Here is a 25,527-nt window from a genome sequence, read left to right as displayed (position 1 = left end):
GCGGCCCTTTCGCGACACAAGGCCGCTCCTACAGGCTAGCGCGGCGACTGCGGTACCAGCGGATTGATCAGTACAGGTACCACATCCTCAAAGCGCTCCAGCGCCAGCACATTGCGAAAGAAGTGCTCCAGGCCTTTCAGCGCCCCTTGCGGTCCTCTTCCGTGACGACCCGGGTATCGATGCTCACCACCACCGACATCCCTGGGCGCAGGCGCTGTGCCTGGGGTTGGTCGGGGTCGACGCTGACGCGCACGGGGATGCGCTGGGCGATCTTGACGAAGTTGCCGGTGGCGTTGTCGGACTGCAACAGGGCGAATTCGGATCCGGTGGCGGGTGAAATGCGCTGCACGTGCCCGTGCAGTTTCAGGTGGTCGAGCGCATCGACGGTGAAGGTCACCGGTTGGCCGATACGCACCTTGTCCATCTGGGTTTCCTTCATGTTGGCGATCACCCACACGGTATCGGGCACCAGTGCCATCAACTGTGCGCCGGAGTTGACGTAAGCCCCCAGGCGCACGCCGATCTGCCCCAGCTGGCCATCACGCGGGGCGGTGACCCGGGTGTTGTCCAGGTCGATGCGGGCCAGTTCCAGGGTCGCCCTGGCGTTTTCCACCGAAGCCTGCAGCGAGTCGCGGTTGACGATGACCGTTTGCAAGTCCTGACGGGCGATTTCCAGGGCCGCCTTGGCTTGGGCGAGGGCGGCCATGGCACGGGCATTGGCGGCACGGGTGATGTCCAGGTCGCTGCGTGACACCGAGCCGTCGCGAATCAACGCTTCGTTGCGTTGCAAGTCGGCGCGGCTCTTTTGCACCTGGGCCTCGTTGTCGACGATCGCCGCCTGCCGCTGGAGGATGGTGGCCTCGGCGCTGTTGCGTTGCTGCAGGTTGTTGGCCAGCGCCGCCTGCTGTTGCTCGAGTTGCGCCTGGGCCTGGTGCAGGCGTTGCTTGTAGATGCGATCGTCCAGGCGCACCAGCAGGTCACCGGCCTTGACGAACTGGAAGTCCTGTACCGGCACCTCGAACACATAGCCGCTGAGCTGCGGGCCGATGAGGGTCACCTGGCCGCGTACCAGCGCGTTCTCGGTGCTTTCGATGGCACTGCCGAAGGGAGGCAAGCGCCAGGCATAGAGCACCACCAGCACGCCGACGATGGCCACGCTGGCGAAGAGCATCGATGACAGTACGCGCTGGCGCCTTGAGCGTTGTTCACTGGCGGCGTTGGGCGGAGGGGCAACGCCTTCGGGGGTTTCGGCAATGGCGGTGGTGGTGGTCGGTTGGTTCATTGTGCAGGGGTACCACGGCTAGGGTCCAAGGTGTCCAGGCTGCTGGCGGTGCGGCTGGCGTACCAAAGCCACAGGCTGCGGATGAATATCCAGAGCATGGTCAGTATCGCGATGCTGCCGATCAGCATGAAGACATCGTTGTAGGCGAGGATGTTCGCCTCGCGGGTGGCGGCGTTGGCCAGCAGGCGGTTGCCCACCGAGGTGCGCTGGGCCGGGTCAGCGATGACCCCGGCGTAGGACGCTGCGCCACCTTGTATGCGGCTGAGCACCTGGGGATTGAGCAGGGTCAGTTGCTCGACCAGGTAGCTGGAATGGAATTTCTCCCGGGCGATCTGGAAGGTCCCCAACAAGGCGGCGCCTATCAGGCCGCCAAGGTTGTTGCAGATACCGAACATCACCGAGAAGCTCACCAGGTTGCGCGGGTTGGTACGGATGTGACTGATGCCCAAGGCCATGGTCGGGCCGAGAAAGAACGTGCTGCCGAAGGCCAGGAGGAACTGGCTCAGGTACATTTGCGGCGGCCGGGTCAGGTTGCTCGATGAGCAGTCCATGAACGAGCCGGTCGCCATCAGCGCCAGGGAAATGAACAGCGGTAGCACCAGGTGCTGCGGGTTGATGGTCAGGGCGCTGACCGCCAGCCCCGCAACCGCGCCAAGCAGCATCACCCAGTACAGGTCGCGCATCTGCTCGTTGCCCAGGTTCAACGCCTGCAGAAAACCCACCGCGCCGGTGGATTGCTCGGAGGTGACCATGCGGATCAGGATCACGCAGAAGGCCAGGCGCAGGGCCACGCCACTGCCCAGCCAGCGGGTCATCAGCAGCGGGTTGCGGCGATTGTGCTCGATGGCCAGGCCAGTGATGATCAGGGCGATCGAGGCGGCCAGGGCCATGCCGATCCACGGCGCTTCCAGCCACCAGTCGATGCGCCCCAGCGACAGCACCGCGCAGAGCAGGGCGACGCCGCTGGACATGATCAGGAAGGTCAGAAAGTCCAACGGCTCGAAGGTCTTGAAGCGGTCGCCCGGTGGCAGCTTGAGCATGAGCACGCAACCCAGGGCGGCCAGTGCCAGGCCCAGTTCGAACAGGTACAGGCCACGCCATTCGGCAATCTGCAGCAGGTCTTCGGAAAAGACCCGCGCCAGCGGCAACGCCAGCTGCGAGGCGCCCAGACCCAGTACCAGGGCTTTGAGCCGCCACTTGGCCGGGAACGCCTGGATCATGTAGTACAGGCCGAGCGAGTTCAACGCCGCGCCAACCAGACCATGGGCAGCGCGCACCGCGATCGCGGAGTTGAGATCGTTGACGAACAAGTGGGCGAATGTCACCAAGGCGTACAGCACCAGGAAAATCTCGGTGAAGGCGCGCAGGCCGAACTCCTGGCGAAACTTCACCAGCAGCAGGTTCATCGACACATTGGTCATGACGTAGGCCGCCGGCAGCCAGGCCATTTCTGCCGTGGTCGCGCCCAGCGCGCCTTGCAGAAACTGCAGGTTGGCGGTTACCAGGGCATTGCCCAGGCCACCGGTGATCGCCACCAGCAGGCCGACCATGCCGAACGCCAGGCGTTTGGGGGGGCTGTGCAGGGGCGTTGACGGCGAACCCGGCATCGAGGGCTTCTCGTGAGGCAGCCATTGTCGGGGTGCGTATTTGTCCATCCAGGTGTCTTGTCTTGGTCGGTTGGTGTGTTCGAACAGTCGGATTATAGAGACAGTCAGTGGGCGCGAAAGCTCACAAATGCCCGGCCTTGCGGCGAACCGAGGTTCGTTGCCCGCTGCACAAGCGGCAGGCCTTGCACATACTGGAGCGAGAAATCGACGCCAAGACGGCAGGTCTGATCGTCCAGTCCGACGTTTTTCAGGGCCATGTGAACGCAGGCATCCATGTATTCGTTGACGCGCTCGACACCTTGGACAATCGCCTGGATGCCTCGGAATATTTGGCAAGGGCGGATCAGGGCGTTTCGATCATTGTGATTGAGGTCAAACGTGTTTTGTTCTGTGGGAGAGCGACGAAGGCTGTGATAATGCAGGGTAATCACAAGGACCTTGTCATGCTGACCATCTCCAATAACGTGCATCTGCCGGATGCCGACATCGAACTGACCTACATTCGCGCGCAAGGCGCGGGTGGGCAGAATGTCAACAAGGTGTCCAGTGCCGTGCACCTGCGCTTCGACATCCGGGCTTCATCGTTGCCCGAGTTTTACAAGGAGCGATTGCTGGCGCTGCGTGACAGTCGCATCACCGGCGATGGCGTGTTGATCATCAAGGGCCAGCAGTACCGCACCCAGGAGCAGAACCGTGCTGACGCACTGGCGCGTCTTGCCGAGTTGATCATCGCTGCCGGCAAGACCGAGAAGAAACGCCGTCCGACCAAGCCTACCCTCGGTTCTAAGACCCGCCGCCTTGAAGGAAAAGCCAGGCGGAGCACGGTCAAGGCAGGTCGGGGCAAGGTGGAGTTTTAGTGCCGATGGTGGACGTTGCTGGCAAGTCTTGCTCCTGGTAGCGCCACTATCGCCTGAGCCAGCCATGCAGGGCTGGCATCTCCTACGCCATGCGCCAAGAACTGGTAGTCGATGGCCATGCTCAAGAAGTAGTCCGCGACCAACGTTTTGAAGGTGGCTCGACTTTACTCGTTGAGCCAAAGTCCCTCAGTGCTGCCGAAGAACATTCGTGAAGTCCTGCACTCGAGCGGCGTAGCAACGGCATTTCCACCCAAGAGAAGCAGGGGATGTCGTTTTGACATCCCTCTATAAGGTACTACCGTTGCTAAAAAGCGGTGCCTTGGCAACCCTAATAGGGTTGATGATAGCAAGGGGGGAGCCATGAAACGCCACTCATTCCTACTTTCTCGCCTGCTTGCAATCCTCCCTCTTCTCGTTGCTGTTATCACCCAGACAGGTTGCTCGCTTTTGCTTCGCCAAGCAGACGAGATGGTTGAAAGCAACTTCCCGCCTATAACCCATGCAGAGGCCAAGCGGGAAGCAGTGAGCCGGTCCGATGCTCAGTTGGCGACCATTCAATCTCCTGGGTTGCTATTCAATATTCCGCGAGCAGCCCTGAGCGAGGCTGTTGCCCATAGCCTGAGTACGTTTAACTCTGGTGAGCTGAGAGTTCTTTCCGCAGAGGTCGCCCCAGATGAACAAGGTCTAACGGTTACTGCTGAAGTTGAAGGGTCCATGGCCGAGCCTGGCGGGACCTTCAGGGCAAGACTCAAAGGGTGGAGCGTTTTAAGCATCAGCGGTCAAACTGCATCCATTCAGCCAATTCTCGAGAGCGCGGAGCTGACAAGCTTGAGCCTCGACCGATGGTGGACACCAGACAGGGTGATCGCCAATACCATCAATGCGCTACTGGCTCGGTATATATCCAACGTCAACGGTCAGATAAAGCCTCTTGAGTATCCGATAGACCAAGCGGCTACCGGGCTGCCCGCGTCTCCGGTTCCCATCACTCTACCCGACGGCCGGGTCGTCGTGGTGCCTTCGGTTCGCCTTGGCCCAATAGCAGTTCTGGTGGATGACAGCGGCGTTCATCTATTTGGGCAGGTTGACGTCCCAGGCACTGTGAAGAAGACAGAAATATTGCCGACTTCCAACTCATTTGAGGCGTACAGAAGTGCTTTCTGGAGCAAGTCCGCAGTCATTAGATCAGGAGAAAGGCGCAGTGATGCCGGTCTCTTCCTTTCGGATGCGTTGCTCGAACGCTTGCTTAAACCTAGTTTCACGCCGATCAAGCTCGAGGATCTTCAGCAAACAGCATTGGCCCAAACGCTGTTCTCGCTTAGAAGCTTCGGGGACGTGGCCGCTGGCGCTTTGGTGAGCTCGAGAACGTTGCTCGATGGAATACATGCCGGGCTTGTCGAGGCACTCAAGGATACTGAGGATACGGATTTCGGCGAACCGGTGGTTCAGCTCGGCGAACAAACTGTCTCAGTAACCCTTCCTGTGAAAGGGGTGATAAAAGGGGCAAATCTTAACTACCAAGGGACGGTACAGGGTGGTGGGGTACTGGCCTCTCAAGATGGCAAGCTGTACTACCGCCTGGTGGTCGGCAGCATCACGCTACAGCATCTGGAACATGTGGGTGGGCCAATCTCTATTCAACCCTTTGTGACCTCCGTGAACGACGTGGTCGCTCAGTTACTGCCGTACATTAACTCTGCCCTGGTTGAGAAACCGATCAGTTTACCGCTACCTGACCTCGCGCCGGTGGCGGTTTCGACCGGAAATATCAAGGTGCGGCCAGAGACGCTAGTACCTGCCAAGCCTGGTGCACTATTGCTGATTCCTCGGATCAGCCCCGAGGGTATAAAAGTACTCGTGCTTGAAGCGCCAGAGCTCCAAGACCAGGTGCTGGGCTACGATTATGCAGTCCCCAATATTGCTATTAGCCAGGCTGTTGAAACCGTCTCCAAAGCGGCTCTGGCAGCTGAAAAACGCGATATCGGCGTCTTTGTAGGAATCACCCCATCAATGGTCGATCAGGCTTTCAAGGCTCGTTGGGAGACAACCCTGCCGCCTTATTCGCTTCCTGATGCTCAGGTAGCTGAGCTGCTGGGTACGGTGTCACTGCGCTGGGTCACATCCTTGATCAATCGGACGCTGAAGCAAAACAATATCTCGATTGCAGGACACGTGGATAGCGGGAGTATTCCCTACGACAGCGGCAAACTCAGGTTGACTGGTGACCTACAGGCCAGTTGCGCCGCTGATAAAGAATGCCGGCGAACAAACGATTGCCGGCTACGGAGCTGCAGTCGGAATAGTTGCAACTATGACTGCAGAAGAGGCTTACCGTTTGGTGGATCTTGGGATGATCCCGTCTGTAAGGCATCCGAAGCGCTGTGCAATGTTCGTGAGGAAGCTCAGCGCGGAGCATGCAACATCCAGGCTACCGCCGAGAAGGCAGCCTGCGACGTAGCCGAAGAAACAAAATTAGCTGCCTGTAATACGCTGCGTGAATTGGAAAAATTGGGCTGCAACATCGTCAACGAAGCCATTCGGGCCATTCAGAAACTCGATGGCATCGGTTCAATCAGTGGCTCTGCCCGAGTACTTGCGGACGCTTCAATTACAGAACCCACGCTCGACTACGATCCCAACAAGGCCACCATGACGCTACAGATGCTTCCGAGCGTTGCTCTGGAAATGAGTGGCGATCTCCACTTTCAGCCCTACGAAATTGGTCACGTCCTGGTTTGCCCGACCCCGGGCACTGTTCCATTTCACTTGAACGGAGCTCTACTTGGCGCTCGCACCACGATAGTCGGGCATGTCGCCCCGGCAGACGCTTCACTGGGAGATCACTTGGACTTGAATATAAGTTTCGACCCGATTCAAGTGACAGGACAGCTTTCACCCGGGCCGCTCGAGGCGCTTCTTGTACAGAATCCCCATGTTTTCGTAACATGCAACCCGGTGCTGACGGGGGCTTTAGGCAGCGCGACGATTCTTGGCAAAATTTCTGCTTTCACACCGCTTGATATTGTTGGCGCGATTGAGCGGGCGGTGCCCGGCAATCAAGAAGAAACGAGCAAAATGCTAAAAATGGTGACATCTGGCCGAGTCAACCAACAGATTGAAATTCCACCAATGTCTGTGAATGTGCCGAGCATCTCAGCTGATCTGCTGGGCAAATCGATTAAGCTTTCGCCGCGCTGGTCGAGAAACCAGTTAATAATGGAGCAGCGGTAGGCGATCAATGGACGGCGAATCTCTTCGCAGTCCAAAAAAATCGACCCTTATCACGGGGTGATCTGAACGGGTTCGCCAAGCCCGGCCCGCAGGGCAGCGATAACGATGATGTCATCACAGGCCTTGCAGCCGGCTCCGTTCATACGCTGGTTGGCCTGGGAGGCAACGACACATTTAGGCGTAGGCGAGGGAGCTTGCCATAGCGCGTTGTCCTTACGTCTGAACTCAAACAGGTCAATCGGTCTGAGGTGCCATCAGTGCGTTCAGCTCGCCGTAGGTATGGGCCTTGAAGTCGTGGGTCTCGAGTTGCCCACTCTCCAGGAAATGGCGGGCCAATCCATCCATGGCGCCATACAAGAACTCGGCGATGCTCGAGCCGGCACTCAGACGTCTGACACCAAGACGTTGCAGCTCGTCGGGAGCAGCCAGCCCTGTGCGCCAGAGCAGGTTGACCGGCAAACTCGACTCCCGGCACACCGCGGCGATCTCATTGGGTTCAACGACGCCTGCGGCGAACAATCCGTCCGCGCCCGCGTTGGCATACCGTGCGGCGCGCTTGAGGAGCTCTTCCAGGCGGTGCTCGGCGGGCACCAGGTTTTTCAGGTAGACGTCGCAGCGCACATTCACGAACAGGTTGATCCCATGCTGATTGGCAACCCTCCTGGCGGCGTCGATCTTGTGCACGAGCAGCTCGGGGGAGGCCACGCCGTCTTCGATATTGACGCCCACCGCGCCTGCGGCGATGACGGCCTCGACGACTTTGGCGACCTGTTCGGGATCGTCCGAATAACCCCCTTCGATATCTACCGTCAGTGGCACGCCGAGTACCCGAGTCATCGAACCGATGGTGGAGCTGAGTAACCGCAGCGGGAGCTTGTTGCCGTCCTGGTAGCCGTGGGACCAGGCCATCGCCGCGCTGCTGGTGGCTACTGCCTTGCTACCCAGACGTTCGACGAGGCGCGCGCCGCCAGCATCAGCCACGTTGGCCAGGATCAGCAGCCCTTGCTGGTGCAGGCCATGAAAAACGTTATCCAGTGCTGCCATGAAATCCTGCTCCTTTGAACATCATGTTGATGGATCACTGCTGACCACGGGGTTGATTCCCGTGGTGACGGAGGTTGGCGCCGATCAGGGTTTCATCATGACACCATTGCTGAACCTGGTATTGGGTTTTGTCGATGGAGCCCTGGCGCACATCATGAGGGTCGCGTCTTCGCGAATCGGCACACTGAGCGCCATTCGAGCACACTGGCGTATCGAAGTGATCGCGGACGATGTTTCTTCCATTGCCGGACCGCTCCGCGAAATCCAGTTCTACAGTAAGCGAATGCGCAGCATCGCTTCCAAGCACTGTGCACGCAGGTAGTGAAATTCACTAAAGGCATATGAAATTCACCAAACGCATAGGTGAAATTTTCTTTATCGGTTGGGTCGGTTGATTTTTCCTGGAACGACGGTTACACATGTTCGTCGGCTTTTTCCAGGCGTGCCTTTCGGCTCGAGATTGGAAGCGATTCTGGGAGAAACATCATGTGTGTCAGGGACTTGATATTAGTAGATGCGTGCCGTTTTAGCGAGCGGCCAGCCTCGGCATCGCTCTTTGCCGCGGGCCATACTTGGCCAGTCATTGCGTCTAACCCTCCGTCCAGGCCTTTGATAGGCAACCCTTCCAAGACGCAGTCAGTGGGGATGTGCCGCCAGTACGCGCAAGGCTTGAATTAAGCGCCGCTTGTTCAGTTGTGACTGTTTGTTCGAGCAGTTGCATGTTTTAAAAGCCAGCAACTCATACAACGTGTATTGGGTGTCCGTGTGCGCTCGTAAAACACTTGCCAAAAAAGCAGGTTGCTGTTCTGCGCTCAAAAGTGTGGCGGTTGTGTTTTGTTGTCGCTGTTCCTTGAAGTGTTTGTGGAGGGCGTTGTAATGCTTGTGATCTAAGTTTCACTTCAAGTCGCGTTATTAATTGTCTCGGATAATCTCTATCTAGGTGCAGAATGTCTAAAGTTCCATTGTTGTGCTTTCCGTTTGCCGGAGCCGGTCCCTCTGTCTTCCAGCCATGGAAAGCCTTGGCGGGTGATCTCTTTGAAATTCTGCCGGTGACCTTGCCGGGCCGTGAGCGACGGTTTGTCGAGCCGGCCTACCGGTCGGTCAGGGACGCCATCGAGGGTAGCCTGGCGCAAGTTCTGGAACTCCTTGCGGGACGCGCTGAAGTGGCGATTTTCGGCCATAGCATGGGGGCCGTTCTGGCATTCGAGATGGCGCGCAAACTCTGTTCCGAGCCGTCAGTGAAGGTCGTCCATCTGGTCGTCAGCGGCTCGCCGGGCCCCATGTCTCCCCGTGAGGCGCGGGCGACAGGCCTGAGCGACGACATGTTCCTGGCGCAGGTTGCCTCGTTCGCCGGCTACAACCATCCGGCGCTGAACAACCCCGATATGCGCGCCATGCTGCTGCCTTCCCTGCGTGCCGACGTCGAACTGCATGAGGGCTACCTGCCGGAATCGGATCAGCCGTTGCCCGTGCCTGTGCTGTCACTTCGCGGCGCGCAGGATGACCTGGTCACCCGCGAGCAGGCCGCAGAGTGGTCCCGCGCCACCACGGCCGCCTTCACCGCCCTGGAAGTGGAGGGCGGGCATATGTACCTGAGTGAAAACCCAGGCGCCGTATTGCAGGCCATCCACACAGCCTTGTCGCGCGTCGCGCCGGAGGCTGCCCATGCGGCTGGCTGACAAGACGGCGGTGATTACTGGGGCGGCCCGTGGACTGGGACGCGCCTGTGCCGTTCATTTTGCCGCGCAGGGCGCTGACCTGGTGCTGTTGGATGTGGCCTCGGACATTGAGGGTGTCCCTTATGCGCTGGGTAACCGCAGCCAACTGGACTACACCGCGCAACTGTGCCGGGAGCACGGCGTCTCGGTGCTGACCGCCCCGGTCGATGTGCGCAACGATGCACAAATCGATGCGGCGATTGCCACGACCCTGGAGCGCTTTGGCCGGGTCGATGTGCTGGTCAACAACGCGGGCATTGCCGCGCCTTCGGGAAAAATGATCCACGAAATCACCGAAGAGCAGTGGCAACTGATGATTGACGTCGACCTGACGGGGGCCTGGCGAATGATCAAGGCTGTCGGGCACTGCATGTTGGCCCAGCGCAGCGGCAGCATCATCAATATCGCGTCGACCGCAGGGTTGGTGGGATACCGCAATTTCGCCGGCTACGTCAGCGCCAAGCACGGCATTGTCGGCTTGACCAAGGCGGCGGCACTGGACTTCGCCCCCTTCAAGGTTCGGGTCAATGCGCTCTGCCCAGGCTCGGTGCGGGACGATCCCAAGGTCGAAGGACGGATGCTGTCGGAGATCGCCCGCTCACTTGAAGTGCCTCCCGGCGAGCATGAGGAAATCTTCGTCCAGGCCCAGCCGATGAATGCCTTGATTGAGCCAGAGAGCATCGCGACCACGGCGGTTTGGCTGGCGTCCGATGACGCCCGCCAGGTGACTGGCAGCGTCATCACGGTCGACGGCGGTTTTACTGCCCGTTGAAGTCCGCCCGTTTTTCATCATTTTCCAGGGCTCTTGGTGGCGTATATCCAGGAGCATCGAGGGCAGGTTCAAAATGGACATTCTACCTAGCACTGCTGTATCGACTGAGCCTGGTGGTTTTCAGCGCTCCGCCGTCGTGGGCGCGAAGAGCCGCGATGGCGCCTATTGCCATGCCCTGCGCTACAGGATCAGTGGCGTTTCCTGCGTTACACAGCTTCAACAACATTATTCTCGTGTGGTCATGCGCTACTTGCCTGATGGCCATGCGGGCGCCGCGCCTGTGCCTGCCATCCTCTGGCATGAAGCCGTTGCAGGCCAATCCGGCGACGCCATCGCGGTAGCTCACTGCCGTGCGCAACTGCGCAAGCCACTTTCGTCCTCCAGCCCGGCTGCGTTGCGGGCAGTGTTGCTGGAGTACGAGGATGAGGTATGCGACTTGATCCTCGTCGGGCGTCGCAGCCAACTGGATTTGCGTTCGCTGATGCTGCTGGGGGATGCCTTGCTGGGCGGTAGCGAACTGGCGCTTCGCTTGGTCGGCGAGCCTGCTGCGGGCACCTGCCTGCTTGATGACGAAAGCCTTGAGGATGAGCGTTTTCCCGTGCCGGAATGGGCGCTTGGCGAGCCTGACCAGGCGCCGCTGCGCAAACGTTTCCGTCTGGCATTGGCGCAGGACGAAATCGGCAGCACGGCCAGTTGGCTGGCGGCATTGGCGGTGACCCTGAGTCGATACAGTGACATGGAGCCTTGCGAGGTCGCGACGCTGGTGATCGATAGCCAGCGTTCGCCTTATGCCCTGGACGCCTGCGAGCGACTGGTGCACCTGCCGATAAGCCTTGAGTCTCAGGGCCTGTGCGCGGGGTTGCTGGAAGACATCGAAGCGCGGCTGCCACGTCTGGAGCAAGCGCCTGCGGGCCCGCTCAAAGCCTTTGTGCCTGCCATGATCATGCACGATGCCCAGGCCGACCTGGTCCCTTTCAGTGACTACCAGTCATCGTTGAGCCGCCTGTATTCGCTGTTGTTCCTGCGCGCTCGGGACGCTGAAGGCCAGGCCTATCTCGAATGCTCCTACCATTGCCGCGGGTTTGATGGCGAGGTCATTCGGCACTTTGCCCGGTCACTGGTCTTCGTTCATCAGCAACTACTCGCCAACCCGCAGCACAGCGTGCAAAGCCTGCACTTGCTCAGCGACAAGCATGCCCTGGAGGTGGGGGCGCTGGGGCGCACGGTGCGCGGTGCGGATTCGCTCCAGCGCATTGAGCAGGTGTTTGCCGAGCAAGCCCGTGCCTATCCCGATGCCCTGGCGCTTTCGTTCGAAGGCCAGAAGCTGAGCTATCAAGCGCTGGACCAGCAGAGCTCCCAGTGGGCCCATGTGCTGCGCGCCGAAGGGGTCGTTCAGGGGGATTTGGTCGGCGTGTGCCTGGAGCGTTCCCTGGAACTGGTCGTGATGCTGCTGGCGGTGCTCAAGGCCGGTGCCACCTATGTGCCGCTCGACCCGGCGTACCCTGCCGAACGGTTGGGCTATGCCGTGGAAAATGCCCGCATCAGCCTGGTCGTCAGTACCCTGTCGGAGTTCCCGACCCCGGTGCGGTTGCTGTCTCCCCAGGCCATCATCGAGCGCAGCGTCGACTATCCGTCGGTTGCCCCGGCGATAACCGGCGACGCGCAAGCGCCGGCCTATGTCATCTACACCTCCGGTTCCACCGGCAAGCCTAAAGGTGTGGTGGTTCGCCATTGCAACCTGATGAGCCTGCTGGCCGGCACGCAAAAGGACTTCAAATTGTCCGCGTCCGATACCTGGACGCTGTTCCACTCCAGTGCGTTTGATTTTTCGGTCTGGGAAATGTGGGGCTGCCTGTTGACCGGTGGGCATCTGGTGGTGGTTCCTTATTGGGTGTCCAGGTCGGCCCGGGAGTTTCACCAACTGCTGGTGCGTGAGCGGGTCAGCGTGCTGAACCAGACGCCTTCGGCATTTTCCCAGCTGATCGAGGCCGACGAGCACAGTGGCGAGCCCTTGGCATTGCGCCTGGTCGTGTTTGGCGGTGAGCCTCTGGACGCCCGGATGCTGGTGCGTTGGTTCGATCGTCACCCCGAATCCGCGTGCCGGATGGTCAACATGTTTGGCATCACTGAAACCACGGTGCATGTCACGGCACAGACCATTACCCGTCGAGAGGCCCTCAAGGCCACGCGTTCGGTGGGGCGGCCGGTGGATGGCTGGCACGTCTACATCATGGATGAAGCGGGTCGATTGCTGCCGCCAGGGATCAGCGGTGAGATCTGTGTCGCCGGTGCCGGGGTTGCCCTGGAGTACCTCAATCAGCCGCAATTGACCGCCGAGCGTTTTATCACTAGGCCTTGTGACACGGGACGGCTCTATCGCAGCGGCGACAAAGGGCGGCTGCGCCCCGATGGCCGGTTGGAACACCTTGGCCGCCTGGACAGCCAGGTCAAACTGCGGGGCTTTCGCATCGAGCTGGATGAGATTCGCTCGGTGCTGTTGCAGGCCAATGCGGTGGTCGCGGCCGCCGTGGTGCTCAATCAAGGCAAGGCCGGCGATGCCGCGTCGGCGCGACTGGATGCTTATCTGGTGCTCAATGGCGGCAGCGTCCAGGACGTGCGTCAGCATGCCGGCAAGTTCTTACCGGATTACATGCTGCCTTCCACCTTCACCGTGCTCGACGTCTTGCCACTGACGGCCAATGGCAAGCTGGACGTGCGGGCCTTGCCGGCACCGATGGTGCAAGTGCAGTCACTCCAGTCGCAGAAGAAGGCTGTGGCTGACGGCGACGCCGTGACCATGAGCCTGGTCGCAATCTGGGAAGCGGTACTCGGCGTGCCGGTGGGCCTGGATGACAACTTCTTCGCGCTGGGGGGCAACTCACTCTATGCCGTGCGCATCGATGCGATGTTGCGTGAGCAGCATCTGCCTTCGATTCCCATGCGCGAGATCTACATCCAGCAGACGATTCGCAATCTGCTGGGGTTCCTGCACGCCTCTGGCGCTGAACAGTCGAGCGTGGACCTGTGATGACGAATATCCACGCATCCCTCGACGACAGCGTCGTTCGCGAACAAACGCTGGACCTGACGGATTCCGGCGCAACCACCCTCAGCCCGGCGTTGCTTCTGGCGGGATGGGCCTGGTTGATCCAGGTCTATAGCCAACAGCCGCAGATCAAGCTTGAACGGCTGGTGACCCATGCGCCTTCGCAGGTCCTGGAGCTCGATGTCGAGCTGTCCGAGGCGTTCCTGGTCTTTGCGCAGCAGATTGAACGGCAACTGGGCCCGATGCCTGAGACCGCGCTTTACATCGCGTCCACCGGCGCCGAGGTGCCAGACGACGCGCCGCGTAACTGGCAGCAAATCACGATAGCCGGTGCGGCCGGACAACTGTGCCTGCGCAGCGATCTGGCCATGGATGCACGCGCTTTCGGGCGGTATGCCTGTCAGTTGGCGCATGTCTATCGACTGCTGGCACAAGCGCCTGACCGGCTCATGAGTGAGATGCAGGCTTTGCCGGCCGAGCAGGCGGCGCAGGTGCTCGAAGGATTCAACCAGACCGCGCGTGACTACCCGCGGAGCCTGACCATCGAACAGCGTTTTGCGCGGATTGCCGAGCAGTTTCCTGAGCGCTGCGCGGTCATGCACCGCACGCACGGCTTGACCTATCAGCAGCTGGAGCAGCAGGCCAACAGTCTTGCGGCCCGCCTGCGCGCCGAGGGTGTTGTCCCAGGCCAGATCGTGGCGCTGCTGATGCCGCGCGCGCCCGCCATGGTGGTGGCGACTCTGGCGATTCTCAAGGCGGGCGGCGTATATCTGCCGATCGACCCGGACTATCCCGAAGAGCGGATCAACTTCCTGCTGCGTGACAGCGGCGCGGGGCATCTACTGGTGGATGGCGTGTGGCAGATGCAAGGGCGCGAGGCATTTGCCGGGCGCATCCTGACCGTCGCCGACCTTGCCTGCCAACCGCCAGCGGATCCCGCGCCCCTGGCCCCTGACCGCGCCGCCACCGCGGCGTACGTCATGTACACCTCCGGCACCACAGGCCGGCCCAAGGGGGCGATCGTGACCCACCGGGGCGTGATGCGCCTGGTTTGCAACCCTGACTATGTCGAGCTTGATCAGCACACCCGCATGCTGCAAGCGGGGGCCATCGGGTTCGATGCGGCGACCTTCGAAGTCTGGGGGGCGCTGCTCAACGGTGGATGCCTGCAGATCGTTGATCGCGACGTATTGCTCGATGCGACCGCGCTGGGCGGCTTCCTCGCCACCCATCGAACCACCTGCGCGCTGATCACGACATCGCTGTTCAACCAATTGGCCGAACAGGATCCGGCGCTGTTCAAACCGTTGCGCCAGTTGCTGGTCGGTGGGGACGCCATTTCCCCTTTGCACGTTCAACGGGTGCTGCACGCCTGTACCCAGTTGCGCCTGGTCAATGCTTACGGACCGACCGAGAACGCGGTGATTTCCACGGCTTGCACCGTTACGCAGGCCGATGGGCTACCGATTACCATCGGGCGTCCTATCGCCAATTCGACGGCGTTCATCCTCAACCGCTCCGGCTACCCCGTACCGATCGGTGTCGAAGGTGAGCTGTGGGTCGGTGGCGACGGCCTGGGCCTGGGGTACCTGAATCAGCCGGAGCTGACGCAAGCAGCGTTTCAGTCCGCTGCCGGCATTGGTGGGCGCCAGGTCTATCGCACCGGTGATATGGCGCGCTGGCGGGAGGACGGTCGTATCGAGTTTCTCGGACGCCGTGACCATCAGGTGAAGATCCGTGGTTTTCGGGTGGAAACCAGTGAGATAGAACAGCAATTGCTGGCGCTGGAACATGTTCGTGAAGCCCTGGTGGCAGTGCTGAGACAACCGGTGACCCAGGAGCGTGTGCTGGTGGCCTACGTGACCCTGGATGACCTTGGGTCCATGGACCGTGTGCGGCATTCGCTGGCTCAGAAGCTGGCAGGGCACATGGTACCTGCAGCCTTTGTCAGGCTCGCGGGCTTGCCTCTGGCGACCAATGGCAAAGTCGACCGTTCGGCGCTGCCGCCGCCTGAGCTTGCTGATTTCACCCGCGGCACGCTTGATGCCACGCCGCCATCGACTGACACCGAGCAGGTATTGGCGCGGCTATGGGCCGAGGCGCTGGGCATGGCGCAGGTGGGGGTCCATGCCAGCCTGTACGAGCTGGGGGGTAGTTCGTTGACGGCGACGCTATTGGCGGGGCGTATCGAACACGCCTTGGGCTTGCGCTGCCCGGTGGCGCAGTTGCTGGCCACCCCGACCATTGCCCAGGTCGCGGCTTACCTGGATTCGGCGCAAAGGCGTTTGGCGCTGCCTGTCGAGGGAATGAGCGCTGCGGGTAAACAACCGCTCTATCCGGTTTCAGCGCAACAGCACCGTGTCTACATCGAGCAAATGAAGGACGATCGGTCCACCCATTATCATTTGCCGATGGTGGTAGCTCTCCCCGCAACAGTGGACGTGACGAAATTGCGGGGTGCCTTGCAGGCGCTCGTGCAACGCCACGAAATATTACGCACGGATTTCCAGCAACAAGACGCCTCGACCTGGCAGCGGATCCATGAACACGTGCCGGTCGAACTGAATGTCCATGACTATCTCGGCACGGTCGAGGCATTTCTGCGGGAGTTCGTTCGCCCGTTCCAGTTGAGTCATGCGCCGTTGTGGCGAGCGGCGTTGGTGCGGCATAGCGGCGGTACCGCGCTGGTGTTCGATATTCATCACCTCATCACTGACGGTTTTTCCCTGGCCATGCTGTTCCGCCAATGGGCCCTGGCCTATGGCGGCGTGCCGGTCGCCGAGCCGCCGTTGCATTACAAGGACTACGCCCAATGGATCTCCCAGGGGGCGGCAGCACCGCTGTTGACGCAAGCCAGAGCGTATTGGCACGAGGTGTATCGCTTGCCCTTCAGGCCGCTGGATATCCCTTGTGATCACCCTCGCGCAGCGAAGCGCTCCAATGCCGGCGGCAGGCTCGATTTCGAGCTGGGCACCCTGCGCACCACAGCGTTGCGGGCCCTGGCCCGAGAGCGAAACGTCACCCTGTTCCAGGTATTGCTGGCCGGTTACGGCCTGTTTCTGGCGCGCGTCAGCATGGCCCGGGATGTGACCCTCGGGACGCCGGTCTCGGGCCGCAACCTGGCGCAAAGCCAAGGCATGCAGGGCATGTTCGTCAACACCGTGTGCCTGCGTCTGGCACTGCCGGGGCACCTGGGTTTTGACCAGTTCCTCCAGGAGGTTGCCGCACACGCCAATCAGGCTTTCGACCATCAGATCTACCCGTTCGACGCGCTGGTGAAAGAGTTGCCAGTGGTGCGTGAACCCAACCGCAACCCGTTGTTCGACAGCCTGTTCGCCCTGCAAAACACTGACCTTGAGTCGATCGATTTTCTCGGTGGCCAGCCACGCTGGGTCCCCGAGGCAACGCAGAGCACGATTTTCGAGCTCAACCTGCAGATCAGCGAGCAGCCGCAGCAACTCACGGCGGCCTGGATGTACAGCACCGATCTGTTTCTTGCGCCCACGATAGGCAGCTTTCGCGATACCTATCTGGCATTGCTGGATGCGTTGTTGGCCGACCCTTCGCAAACCCTTGATGCGCTGATCACAGAGCCGGCCGGACAGGCCGTCGAGCTGCCCACTATCGATTTCTGTTTCTGAAATTCTGGAGCTTGTCATGCAATCCATTGAAACCCTTGGCCAACTCAAGGTCGCCGCGGCGCAGCGCCCGAAACAAGCCAGCTACTGGCGCGAATTGTTCAAGCTGGACTGGAGTAAAACCGGTTTTGCCGTGGACAAGGCGGCCAATGGCGAGCCGCGCCAGAGTGCCTCGCGCTTCACGTTACGTCCTGAGGTCGCGGCCAATGTCATCAAGGTGACCCGAGGCAATGAAGCCAGCCAGCAAGTGCTGCTGACGTCGGCGGTCATGGCGCTGCTGCACGTCTACACGCGCCGGGAGGTGCTAGTGGTCGGCCTGCCGGCCAGCTTCGAGGCCCGCCTGGCCGCTTCGCAAAACCTGGCCTTCCCGCTGCACGCCAGCCTGGAGGCGGGTACCAGCTTCAAGCAGTTGCTGGATCAGGTGCGCAGCCGGGTACTGGGTGCCATGGAGCACAGTGATTACCCGCTCGAGCTGTTTGCCGAAGAGTTCTCGCTGCCTGAGGCCGAAGGCCAGAGCCCGTTCTTCGACGTGGCGGTGGAAATCGCCCACCCAGAAAAACCAAGCCTTGCGCAGCGTCTGAATCTCGCAATGCTGTTCAGTTTCACCGTCACCGCTGAACAGGTCGATTTGGCTATCCACTTTGATGCGCGCTTGTATGAGGCGACCACGCTGCGCTGGCTGGCCATGCACCTGGAGGAGCTCCTTGCCCAGGCCCTGCAAGCGCCTGAAGCGCCGCTGGCGGATCTGGATCTGATGACGCCTCAAGACGTGGACTTCCTGGCCACCGTCAATGCCACCGAGCACGCCTACGACCAGAACGTGAGACTCGAAACGCTGTTCGCCCGTCAGGTGAGCCTGCGTCCCGATGCCGTCGCGGTGGTCTCGGACCACGGGGAGATGACGTTTGCCGAGCTGGACAAGCGCTCCAACCAACTGGCCCGTACCCTGGTCGGCAGGGGCGTCTGCCGTGACCAGGTGGTGGCGGTGGTCGCCCAGCGCTCCAACGAAATGCTGGTGGCGATTCTCGCGGTCATCAAGGCTGGCGGGGCGTACTTGCCGATTGATCCGAACTACCCCCAGTCACGCATCGACTATGTGCTCGATGACAGCGGCGCCCGTGTGATCCTGGCGCAGACGCACTTGTTGAGTGCCTCCCAGGAGCGTACCCAGCAGCTCATCGACCTGGATGATGCCAGCGTGTATGCCGCTGACGACCAGGCCCTACCTGTGGCGGGCGACTCGCGCAATCTGGCCTATGTCATCTACACCTCCGGCTCCACCGGGCAACCCAAGGGCGTCATGGTCGAGCACCACTCGGTGGTCAATCGCCTGGCCTGGATGCAGCGCGCCTATCCCATCGGCCCTGGCGATGTGATTTTGCAGAAGACCCCCATTGCCTTCGATGTATCGGTGTGGGAATTGTTCTGGTGGATGATCGAGGGTGCGACGGTCTGCCTGCTGGCGCCGGGCGCCGAGCGTGATCCGCAAGCGATGGTCAACACCATCGAGGCCTACCGGGTCTCGACCCTGCACTTTGTGCCTTCGATGTTGAACGCGTTCCTTGGCTATGTGCAAAGCACTCAGGCAAGCACCCGATTGGCGAGCCTGCGCCAGGTGTTTGCCAGCGGTGAAGCGCTGAGCGTGCATCAGGTACGACTGTTTGAAACGCTGCTGTTCGACGCTCACGCAACGGCCTTGATCAACTTGTACGGGCCGACTGAAGCCACGGTGGACGTGTCGTACTTCAATTGCTGCGGGCGCAACTTGAGCCACTTGGTACCGATCGGCAAGCCCATCGATAACACCCGCCTGCACATTCTGGACGCCAACCTCAAGGCTTTGCCGGTGGGCGTGCCGGGGGAGTTGTGCATTGCCGGTGCCGGCCTGGCGCGTGGTTATCATCAGCGTGAGGCGTTGACTGCCGAACGCTTTGTCGAGCGACCAACGGACGCGCAAGGGCGCATCTACCGTACCGGTGACCTGGCGCGCTGGTTGCCGAGCGGCGAAATCGAGTACCTGGGGCGCATCGATAACCAGGTCAAGCTGCGTGGCCTGCGTATCGAGCTGGGGGAAATCGAAACCCGCCTGCGGGACTTCCCCGAGGTGCGCGAGGCGGTGGTAGTGGTTCGCCAGATCGGTGAGACCCAATCGCTGTGCGGCTACATCGAGGCGCCGCAGACACTGGACTTGACGCACCTGCGCGGTTTCCTCGGGCAATTTTTGCCGGAGTACATGGTGCCGACGCACTTGACCGTCGTTGACGCCTTTGCCTTGTCCCCGAGCGGCAAGCTTGATCGCAAGGCCTTGCCCGATCCGCTGCTGGCAAAAGCCGACGACACCGAATATGTGGCGCCGCGCAATGCCTGCGAGGCGTTGCTGGTAACGATCTGGGAAGACGTGCTGGGTGTGCGCCCGATTGGTGTGCATCACAACTTCTTTGCGCTGGGGGGAGATTCCATCCACTTCGTGACCATCCTCGGCCGGGCACGCAGCCAAGGGCTGGACTTCACGTTCCAGGACTTCTTTGCCCGGCCAACGATTGCCAAGCTGGTGGAAGGGCTGACGTCAGGCAGTGTCGGTGAGCAGGCCCGCCATACCTTCGAGCCTTATGAGTTGCTGACCCAGGCCGATCGCGACCGCCTGCCTTCAAGCGCCGAAGACGCCTACCCGCTGTCCATGCTGCAAGCGGGGCTGATCTTCCAGAACGAACTCAGCTTTGGCACCGCGCAGTATCACGACATCATCAGTTATACGATCAAGAGTGCGATCGACCTGGCGGTATTCGAGCAGGCCGTTCGGATTCTGGTGCAGCGCAATCCGATTTTCCGCACCAGCTATCACTTGTCCGGGTATGACCAGTTCATTCAGATGGTCAATCGGGACGTGGAGTTGCCGTTGACGATGGCAGACCTGCGTGGCATGGATGAGCATGCGCAGGAACAGTGGTATCAGCAATGGCTCGAGGATGAAAAGGCCCACCGTTTTGTCTGGGAAAACGCCGGGCTGGTGCGGCTGCATGTGCATGTACTGAGCGACAATCTGTACCGCTATGTGCTCAGTCAGCACAACTCGGCCCTGGACGGCTGGAGCATTACGCTGGTTCACACGCAGCTTTTTGAAATCTACTACAGCTTGCTCAAGGGCAATGCCTACGACAAGCCGCTGGTGGATAACCACCTGCGTAATTACATGGGGCTGGAGCAGCAGTCCCTGGCCAGCGAAGCCGATCGCCAGTTCTGGCACAAGCTGATGGAGGGCGCGCGGTTTACTCAAGTGCCGCGTTTGCAACCAGAGGCGCCCACCTCGGGCCTGTCGGTGGTGTTCCATGAAGTCAAGATCGACAGCATGCTGTCGGAGCGCATCATTGCCCTGGCCGACGCCCTGCATGTGCCGGTCAAGAGCGTGCTGATGACCGCACACTTGAAAGTCCTCAGCGAACTGGCCGCCGATGACGACGTGCTGGTGGGCTATGAGCACAGCGGCCGCCCGGAAGTGGAGGGGGCGACGCGGGCCATTGGCCTGTTCCTCAACACCCTGCCGTTGCGGGTGAAGATTGCCGAGGGCTCCTGGGCGCAATTGATCCAGCAGGTTTACAACGCGGAAACGGACCTGTTGCCGCATCGTCGTTACCCGATGGCCCAGATCAAGCAAGACATGGGCACTCAGCAAGCACTGTTCGAAACGGCGTTCAACTACACCCACTTCTACCTGCTCAAGGACCTGGAGAGCCTGCCTGAGTTCGACCTGCTGGACGTGCGCGCCAACTCCGAAACCGAGTTTGTCCTGCGGGCCGAATTCTCCCGGCATTTCTCCACCGATGATGTCCGGCTCAGCCTGCATTATCACGATCATGTCTTCAGTGCGCAGTACATCGAACAGATGGGCAGTTACTACCGCCAGGCGTTCGAGTTGATGACCCTTGACATGCACGCCCGGCATGACGCGATCGCGCTGCCGAGTCCTGAGCAGGCGCGGTTGTTGAACCAGGCCAGGGCCATCGAGGCCATGACGTTCTCGCGGGCGAGCAAGCCTGCAATCACCGGGCAGAGCGGGGCGCCACTGACGCCAGAGTCAGCCACCGAGCGGCGCATTGCCCAGGTCTGGGCAGAAGTTCTGGGCGTGCCGGTGCAGAGCATCACGGTGGACGACAACTTCTTCGAGCTGGGAGGCACCTCGTTGGCCGCGATCCGCGTGGCCCTGGTGTCCGACGGCTTGATCTCCATCCCCAACCTGATGCGCCATTCCACGCTCAAGCCGTTGGCCGAGGCCATTGATGAGGGGGCGGGCAATGCCCAGGGCTTGCTGCAACGCCTGACGCCGCCATGCAGCGATGCCAGCGTCGCCGTGGTGTGCTTCCCTTATGCGGGAGGCAACGCCATCAACTTCCGCGACCTCGGGCAGGTCCTGGTGGCGGACGGGCGCGAGCGGGATATCTTCGCGGTCGAGCTTCCGGGGCACGATATCACCCGTGCCGACGAGCCGCTGCTGGATGTCCGCGAGGCCGCGCAACGCGTCGCCCGGGCCATCGAGCAAGCATCGCCGTCCGTGCCGTTGCTGTTCTGGGGCCATTGCGTAGGGGCGGCGCTGATGCTGGAAACCGCCAGGATCCTCGAAGGGCTCGGCCGGCCCATCAGCCGGGTGTTTGTCGCTGGCAAGCTGCTGGACAGCGCCGAGGTGACTCGTCAGCGCGTAGCCCAGACCCAGGCGCTGTCCCATGAGCAGGTGCTGGACTGGATGGTGGGCGAGACCGGCTACCAGGAACTGGCGCAGATGAGTGAGCAGCAGTCGACAACCTTGATCCGCGCCTTCCGTCACGATGCCACGGTGGCCAATCTCTACCTGGCCGATGCCGAGCAAGCGTGGAACGCCCACCGCCTGGCGGCACCGCTCACGGTGGTGGTGACTCACGATGACAGCATGACCCCGGACTATTCGCAGCGCTACCAACGCTGGAACCTGTTCAGCGACGACGTTTCCCTGCACGTCATCGAGGACGGTGGGCATTACTTCTGCCGGACTCGCCCAGAGGCTGTCGCTGCCGTGATCATCGGTGCGATCCAGGCAGACACCCCGCGTACTGCTTCATAAGGAATCGACATGACCAACAAAGAGTCTTTTGTACAGGACGCGGCGGTCGCGGTTGCAGCAGCCGATCTTGATGCCAACTCCGTGCCCGACCGGCGCGAGGAGTTGGTTGCCGGGGCGAGGGCCATGACGCCGTTCCTGGTCTCGGCGTTTCCCATGGGCCTGCTGGGCGGTGCGTTCGGCATGACCAGCGGGCTGGGGGAGGCCAAGACCCTGGCGCTGGCCATGGTGCTGAACTCCGGAACCGTGCAGTTCATTGCGATCAAGTTGCTGCAACAGGATGCGGCGGTGTCGGTGTTGTTGCTGACCGGCTTGGTGCTCAGCCTGCGGTTGCTGATCTACAGCACGGTGCTGCGTTCAAGCACTCGCTACCTGTCGCAGCGCTGGCGGGCGGTGGTGGCCTTCGGCATGATCGACGCGGTGTTTTTCGTGATGCTTGACCGCTTCAAGAAAAAGCAGGACGCCTATCCCGGCTGGCAATGGTTCTACTGTGGCGCTTCCCTGGTCATGTATTTGACCTGGATGGTGGCGACCGTGATCGGCATTGCCATTGGCGCCTCGTTGCCCGACCTGATCCAGCACGGGTTGGATTTCCCGATGATTGCAGTGTTTGTCGCGATGCTGGCCTCCACGCTGGTCAACTGGAAGGTCTGGGCCATCGTCAGCTGCTCCGGGGTGACCGCGCTGCTGTTTGTGGGGTTGCCGTACAACCTGGGGTTGCTGGTTGCAACCGCAGTGGGGGCGGCGATGGGCGTGCTGTGTGAAGTGCTGGAAAAACGTCGCGCCAAGGAGGTGTGAAATGAGTACCTGGATCCTGATTTTCGGCTTGGGCCTTTGCACCTTCCTGCCGCGTTATCTGCCCTTGGTGCTCTGGGGGCAGCGCGAGCTGCCAGCGCTGGCCAAGACCGTGCTGGGCGCGGTGCCACCGGCGGTACTGGCAGCGCTGGTGCTGCCGGCGATGCTGGTACCCAGCGGGACAACCCTTAACACCAGCCTGGAAAACCCCTATTTGCTCGGGGGCGTGGCAGTCTTTGTGCTGTTTTTGCTGACTCGGCGCATGCTGCTGTCGAGTTTTATCGGTGTGCTGGTGTTCTTTGCAGCCCAATGGTTCTTTGGTGGCGTATGAATAGCCTGGAAGGAGAAGGAAGATGACAGTCAGGGTTTTGATCTTGCCGGGCCTGTTCAATTCGGGTGAAACACACTGGCAGTCACAGTGGGAGCGGCAGTTCTCGGGCTTGCACCGGGTCGAGCAGCAGGACTGGGAAACGCCGGTGGCGCAGGATTGGGTCGCGCGCTTGGATCAGGAAATTGCCGCTGCCGACGGAGAGGTCGTGCTGGTGGCCCATAGCCTGGCTTGTACCTTGATCACGCACTGGGCGCAGCAGTCTGCCCTGGTGAGCAAGGTGCGTGGCGCATTGCTGGTGGCGCCGAGTGATACCGAGGCGCCCAGCTATCCCCCAGGCACGTCAGGGTTTGTGCCGATGTCGACGCAACGCCTGCCATTTCCAACGATCATGGTGGCGAGCACGGATGATCCGTACGTCACCCAGGATCGGGCCAAGACTTTCTGCCAGGACTGGGGGAGTGAACTGGTCTGGGTGGAAAAGGCTGGCCATATCAATGGCCAGACCGGGTACGGCCCCTGGCCCGAGGGCGTTGAATTGCTGTTTAAACTCACGGGGGATCTGCAATTCAAGCTCAAGTAGCTTGAGAGGGGGCATGGATAAACTCGTTGATCAACGAGAAGGGCGATGCCCCCTGCGGACTTTTGCGAAACACTGTGCGCCAACAAATAAAGTGCATGGGTACTGATAGCCAGTATTTTTCGTTTGCAGTTTGTTGGCAGCAGTTGATCGACGGGGAGAGAACTTCTGAGTGCGTTCGGGCTCCGCCTGAGTGCTGGCTCGATCCGATCAAGTCCTAGCTTCCCTAGTCTCATATATCTCAACACTTTTCAGCCGCGGCGACCCAATCGCCGCAGTGGCGGCGTTCGCGCAGCGTTCTTGTTGTGTGGGCGATCACGCCTAGAGCATTTGCCAATTTTTCACTGGAGGTTTCAGGGGTATGTCAGTATTCGAGCGCACTATTCACCCAGTCGGAAGTTGGACTGATTGGCGCTGGCAGCAGCAGAACTCCATACGTGACGAGTTGGCACTTCGCCAGGCCTGCGGAGGCTGGGACGCGAATGTAACGGCGAACATCGAACGTAACCTGCAAGAACGCAAGATGCAGATTACCCCCTATTACGCGGACTTGATCAGGAAATCGCTGGGGGATGAGCCTATCACCCAGAACCCTTTGTGGCGGCAAGTTGTACCCTTCTGGGATGAAAAGGGCGTGGCTGACTATGATGGCGTCTCCGAGAACTGGGAGCTGGATCATGAGATGAAGACGCCGATCTGTCAGCACAAGTACGACAATCGCGTCATCATTCGCCTGACCAATACCTGCAACGCGTATTGCCAATTTTGTTTCGAGGCACTGCGGACCTTGGAACTGAGCACGGAAAAGGCCAACGCCAACACCGACTCCTTCCGGGAAACGATTCAATACATTCGCGACAACCCGAACGTCGAGGAGGTCATTCTCAGTGGCGGCGATCCGCTCATGCTGGCAGACCGCAGGTTGGAAGAGCGCCTGGATGCCTTGCGCTCCATTCGAGACGATCTGCTTATTCGCATCCACTCCCGCGCATTGAGCTTCAACCCCTACCGGGTAACGGATGAACTGGTGTCGTTGTTCGCCAGGTATCAGGTCAACGCATTCGGTGTGCATGTCTGTCATCCCCTTGAATTGAGTTCTGAATTCAAGCAGGCGGTAAAACGTATTCAGCAAAGTGTGCCGATCGTGTTTTCCAATATGCCCCTTATTCGTGGTGTCAATGACAGTGAAGACGTCCTGCATCGCCTATTCATCGAGCTTTATCGCATGGGTGTGAAACCCTATTACCTGTATCACTTCATGCCGTTCTCGCCGGGGGCGTCGGCGTACAAGACCACGGTCGGCAACGCGGTCGAACTCATGAATCGGTTAAAGCGACGGATATCCAATATCGCCATGCCTGAATATGTCCTGCCCCATGCGCAAGGGAAATTCACGGTGCCGCTAGTGGACCTCGAGGCGCCTGAAAGTTTTCCGCACTTTACGACGCGCGAAGGGCAGCGTTACTACCGGTTCAAGAACTGGCAGGGTCAATGGTGCACCTGGCACGACGAAACGGCTGCCGTTTGAGATGGAGCGAAAAAC

14 protein-coding genes and 1 pseudogene are annotated in these 25,527 nt (G+C 60.5%); 11 read left to right on the top strand and 4 right to left on the bottom strand.

The annotated features are described in order from the left end of the window. Positions 1 to 136: 136 nt before the first annotated feature. Together N5D48_RS01055 and N5D48_RS01050 are read right to left on the bottom strand one after the other, a co-directional pair. The gene (locus tag N5D48_RS01055; protein WP_279880131.1) at positions 137 to 1,282 is read right to left on the bottom strand and encodes an HlyD family secretion protein; all 1,146 of its coding nucleotides are present in this window, start codon (positions 1,280 to 1,282) and stop codon (positions 137 to 139) included. Continuing rightward, a complete protein-coding gene (locus N5D48_RS01050) occupies positions 1,279 to 2,937 on the bottom strand; it encodes an MFS transporter (protein ID WP_279880129.1) in 1,659 nt (552 codons plus the stop codon). Before N5D48_RS01050 ends, N5D48_RS01055 begins: the two co-directional genes overlap by 4 nt. Positions 2,938 to 3,332: 395 nt before the next feature. Here N5D48_RS01050 and arfB point away from each other — a divergent pair, with 395 nt between their 5' ends. Continuing rightward, complete coding sequence (gene arfB, locus N5D48_RS01045) at positions 3,333 to 3,746, top strand: alternative ribosome rescue aminoacyl-tRNA hydrolase ArfB (protein WP_279880146.1); 414 nt, start codon at positions 3,333 to 3,335, stop codon at positions 3,744 to 3,746. Positions 3,747 to 4,106: 360 nt separating this feature from the next. Beyond that, a complete protein-coding gene (locus tag N5D48_RS01040) occupies positions 4,107 to 6,977 on the top strand; it encodes a hypothetical protein (protein WP_279880127.1) in 2,871 nt (956 codons plus the stop codon). A gap of 234 nt (positions 6,978 to 7,211) precedes the next feature. Here N5D48_RS01040 and N5D48_RS01035 read toward each other — a convergent pair whose 3' ends face one another. Then, positions 7,212 to 8,021, bottom strand: a complete 810-nt coding sequence (locus tag N5D48_RS01035) for an isocitrate lyase/phosphoenolpyruvate mutase family protein (RefSeq protein WP_279880124.1) — start codon at positions 8,019 to 8,021, stop codon at positions 7,212 to 7,214. 153 nt (positions 8,022 to 8,174) lie between these two features. Beyond that, positions 8,175 to 8,324, bottom strand: a pseudogene (locus N5D48_RS26175) (IS5/IS1182 family transposase); the annotation flags it as partial. A gap of 644 nt (positions 8,325 to 8,968) precedes the next feature. On the opposite strand from N5D48_RS26175, the gene N5D48_RS01025 reads away from it, so the two are divergent. The 9 genes from N5D48_RS01025 (at position 8,969) to N5D48_RS00985 (ending at position 25,512) form a co-directional block, all read left to right on the top strand. After that, complete coding sequence (locus tag N5D48_RS01025; RefSeq protein ID WP_279880118.1) at positions 8,969 to 9,700, top strand: alpha/beta fold hydrolase; 732 nt, start codon at positions 8,969 to 8,971, stop codon at positions 9,698 to 9,700. Then, positions 9,687 to 10,511: an SDR family oxidoreductase gene (locus N5D48_RS01020; RefSeq protein ID WP_279880115.1), complete on the top strand. Its 825-nt coding sequence runs from the start codon at positions 9,687 to 9,689 to the stop codon at positions 10,509 to 10,511. Before N5D48_RS01025 ends, N5D48_RS01020 begins: the two co-directional genes overlap by 14 nt. 241 nt (positions 10,512 to 10,752) lie before the next feature. Then, positions 10,753 to 13,539, top strand: a complete 2,787-nt coding sequence (locus N5D48_RS01015) for an amino acid adenylation domain-containing protein (protein ID WP_279880112.1) — start codon at positions 10,753 to 10,755, stop codon at positions 13,537 to 13,539. Continuing rightward, positions 13,539 to 17,198, top strand: coding sequence for an amino acid adenylation domain-containing protein (locus tag N5D48_RS01010; protein ID WP_279880109.1), 3,660 nt, complete (start codon positions 13,539 to 13,541; stop codon positions 17,196 to 17,198). The genes N5D48_RS01015 and N5D48_RS01010 overlap by 1 nt, the downstream gene beginning before the upstream one ends. 16 nt (positions 17,199 to 17,214) lie before the next feature. Then, entirely contained in the window at positions 17,215 to 22,284 is a 5,070-nt protein-coding gene (locus tag N5D48_RS01005) for a non-ribosomal peptide synthetase (RefSeq protein WP_279880106.1), read from the top strand. Between the two features lie 9 nt (positions 22,285 to 22,293). Further along, entirely contained in the window at positions 22,294 to 23,079 is a 786-nt protein-coding gene (locus N5D48_RS01000; RefSeq protein ID WP_279880103.1) for an AzlC family ABC transporter permease, read from the top strand. A 1-nt stretch (position 23,080) separates the two neighbouring features. After that, positions 23,081 to 23,407: an AzlD domain-containing protein gene (locus N5D48_RS00995; protein WP_279880100.1), complete on the top strand. Its 327-nt coding sequence runs from the start codon at positions 23,081 to 23,083 to the stop codon at positions 23,405 to 23,407. Positions 23,408 to 23,429: 22 nt separating this feature from the next. After that, complete coding sequence (locus N5D48_RS00990; RefSeq protein WP_279880098.1) at positions 23,430 to 23,987, top strand: alpha/beta hydrolase; 558 nt, start codon at positions 23,430 to 23,432, stop codon at positions 23,985 to 23,987. 358 nt (positions 23,988 to 24,345) lie between these two features. Next, entirely contained in the window at positions 24,346 to 25,512 is a 1,167-nt protein-coding gene (locus N5D48_RS00985) for a radical SAM protein (protein WP_279880096.1), read from the top strand. Positions 25,513 to 25,527 lie beyond the last annotated feature (15 nt).

It is taken from the genome of Pseudomonas sp. GD03858 (genome assembly GCF_029840925.1).
Taxonomy (GTDB): domain Bacteria; phylum Pseudomonadota; class Gammaproteobacteria; order Pseudomonadales; family Pseudomonadaceae; genus Aquipseudomonas.
This window is presented reverse-complemented; position numbering and strand designations above follow the sequence as displayed.

Coding starts and splice junctions, on each gene's coding strand:
- N5D48_RS01055 (WP_279880131.1), bottom strand. CDS start 1,282: ATGAACCAACCGACCACCACCACCGCCATTGCCGAAACCCCCGAAGGC.
- N5D48_RS01050 (WP_279880129.1), bottom strand. CDS start 2,937: ATGGACAAATACGCACCCCGACAATGGCTGCCTCACGAGAAGCCCTCG.
- arfB (WP_279880146.1), top strand. CDS start 3,333: ATGCTGACCATCTCCAATAACGTGCATCTGCCGGATGCCGACATCGAA.
- N5D48_RS01040 (WP_279880127.1), top strand. CDS start 4,107: ATGAAACGCCACTCATTCCTACTTTCTCGCCTGCTTGCAATCCTCCCT.
- N5D48_RS01035 (WP_279880124.1), bottom strand. CDS start 8,021: ATGGCAGCACTGGATAACGTTTTTCATGGCCTGCACCAGCAAGGGCTG.
- N5D48_RS01025 (WP_279880118.1), top strand. CDS start 8,969: ATGTCTAAAGTTCCATTGTTGTGCTTTCCGTTTGCCGGAGCCGGTCCC.
- N5D48_RS01020 (WP_279880115.1), top strand. CDS start 9,687: ATGCGGCTGGCTGACAAGACGGCGGTGATTACTGGGGCGGCCCGTGGA.
- N5D48_RS01015 (WP_279880112.1), top strand. CDS start 10,753: ATGCGCTACTTGCCTGATGGCCATGCGGGCGCCGCGCCTGTGCCTGCC.
- N5D48_RS01010 (WP_279880109.1), top strand. CDS start 13,539: ATGACGAATATCCACGCATCCCTCGACGACAGCGTCGTTCGCGAACAA.
- N5D48_RS01005 (WP_279880106.1), top strand. CDS start 17,215: ATGCAATCCATTGAAACCCTTGGCCAACTCAAGGTCGCCGCGGCGCAG.
- N5D48_RS01000 (WP_279880103.1), top strand. CDS start 22,294: ATGACCAACAAAGAGTCTTTTGTACAGGACGCGGCGGTCGCGGTTGCA.
- N5D48_RS00995 (WP_279880100.1), top strand. CDS start 23,081: ATGAGTACCTGGATCCTGATTTTCGGCTTGGGCCTTTGCACCTTCCTG.
- N5D48_RS00990 (WP_279880098.1), top strand. CDS start 23,430: ATGACAGTCAGGGTTTTGATCTTGCCGGGCCTGTTCAATTCGGGTGAA.
- N5D48_RS00985 (WP_279880096.1), top strand. CDS start 24,346: ATGTCAGTATTCGAGCGCACTATTCACCCAGTCGGAAGTTGGACTGAT.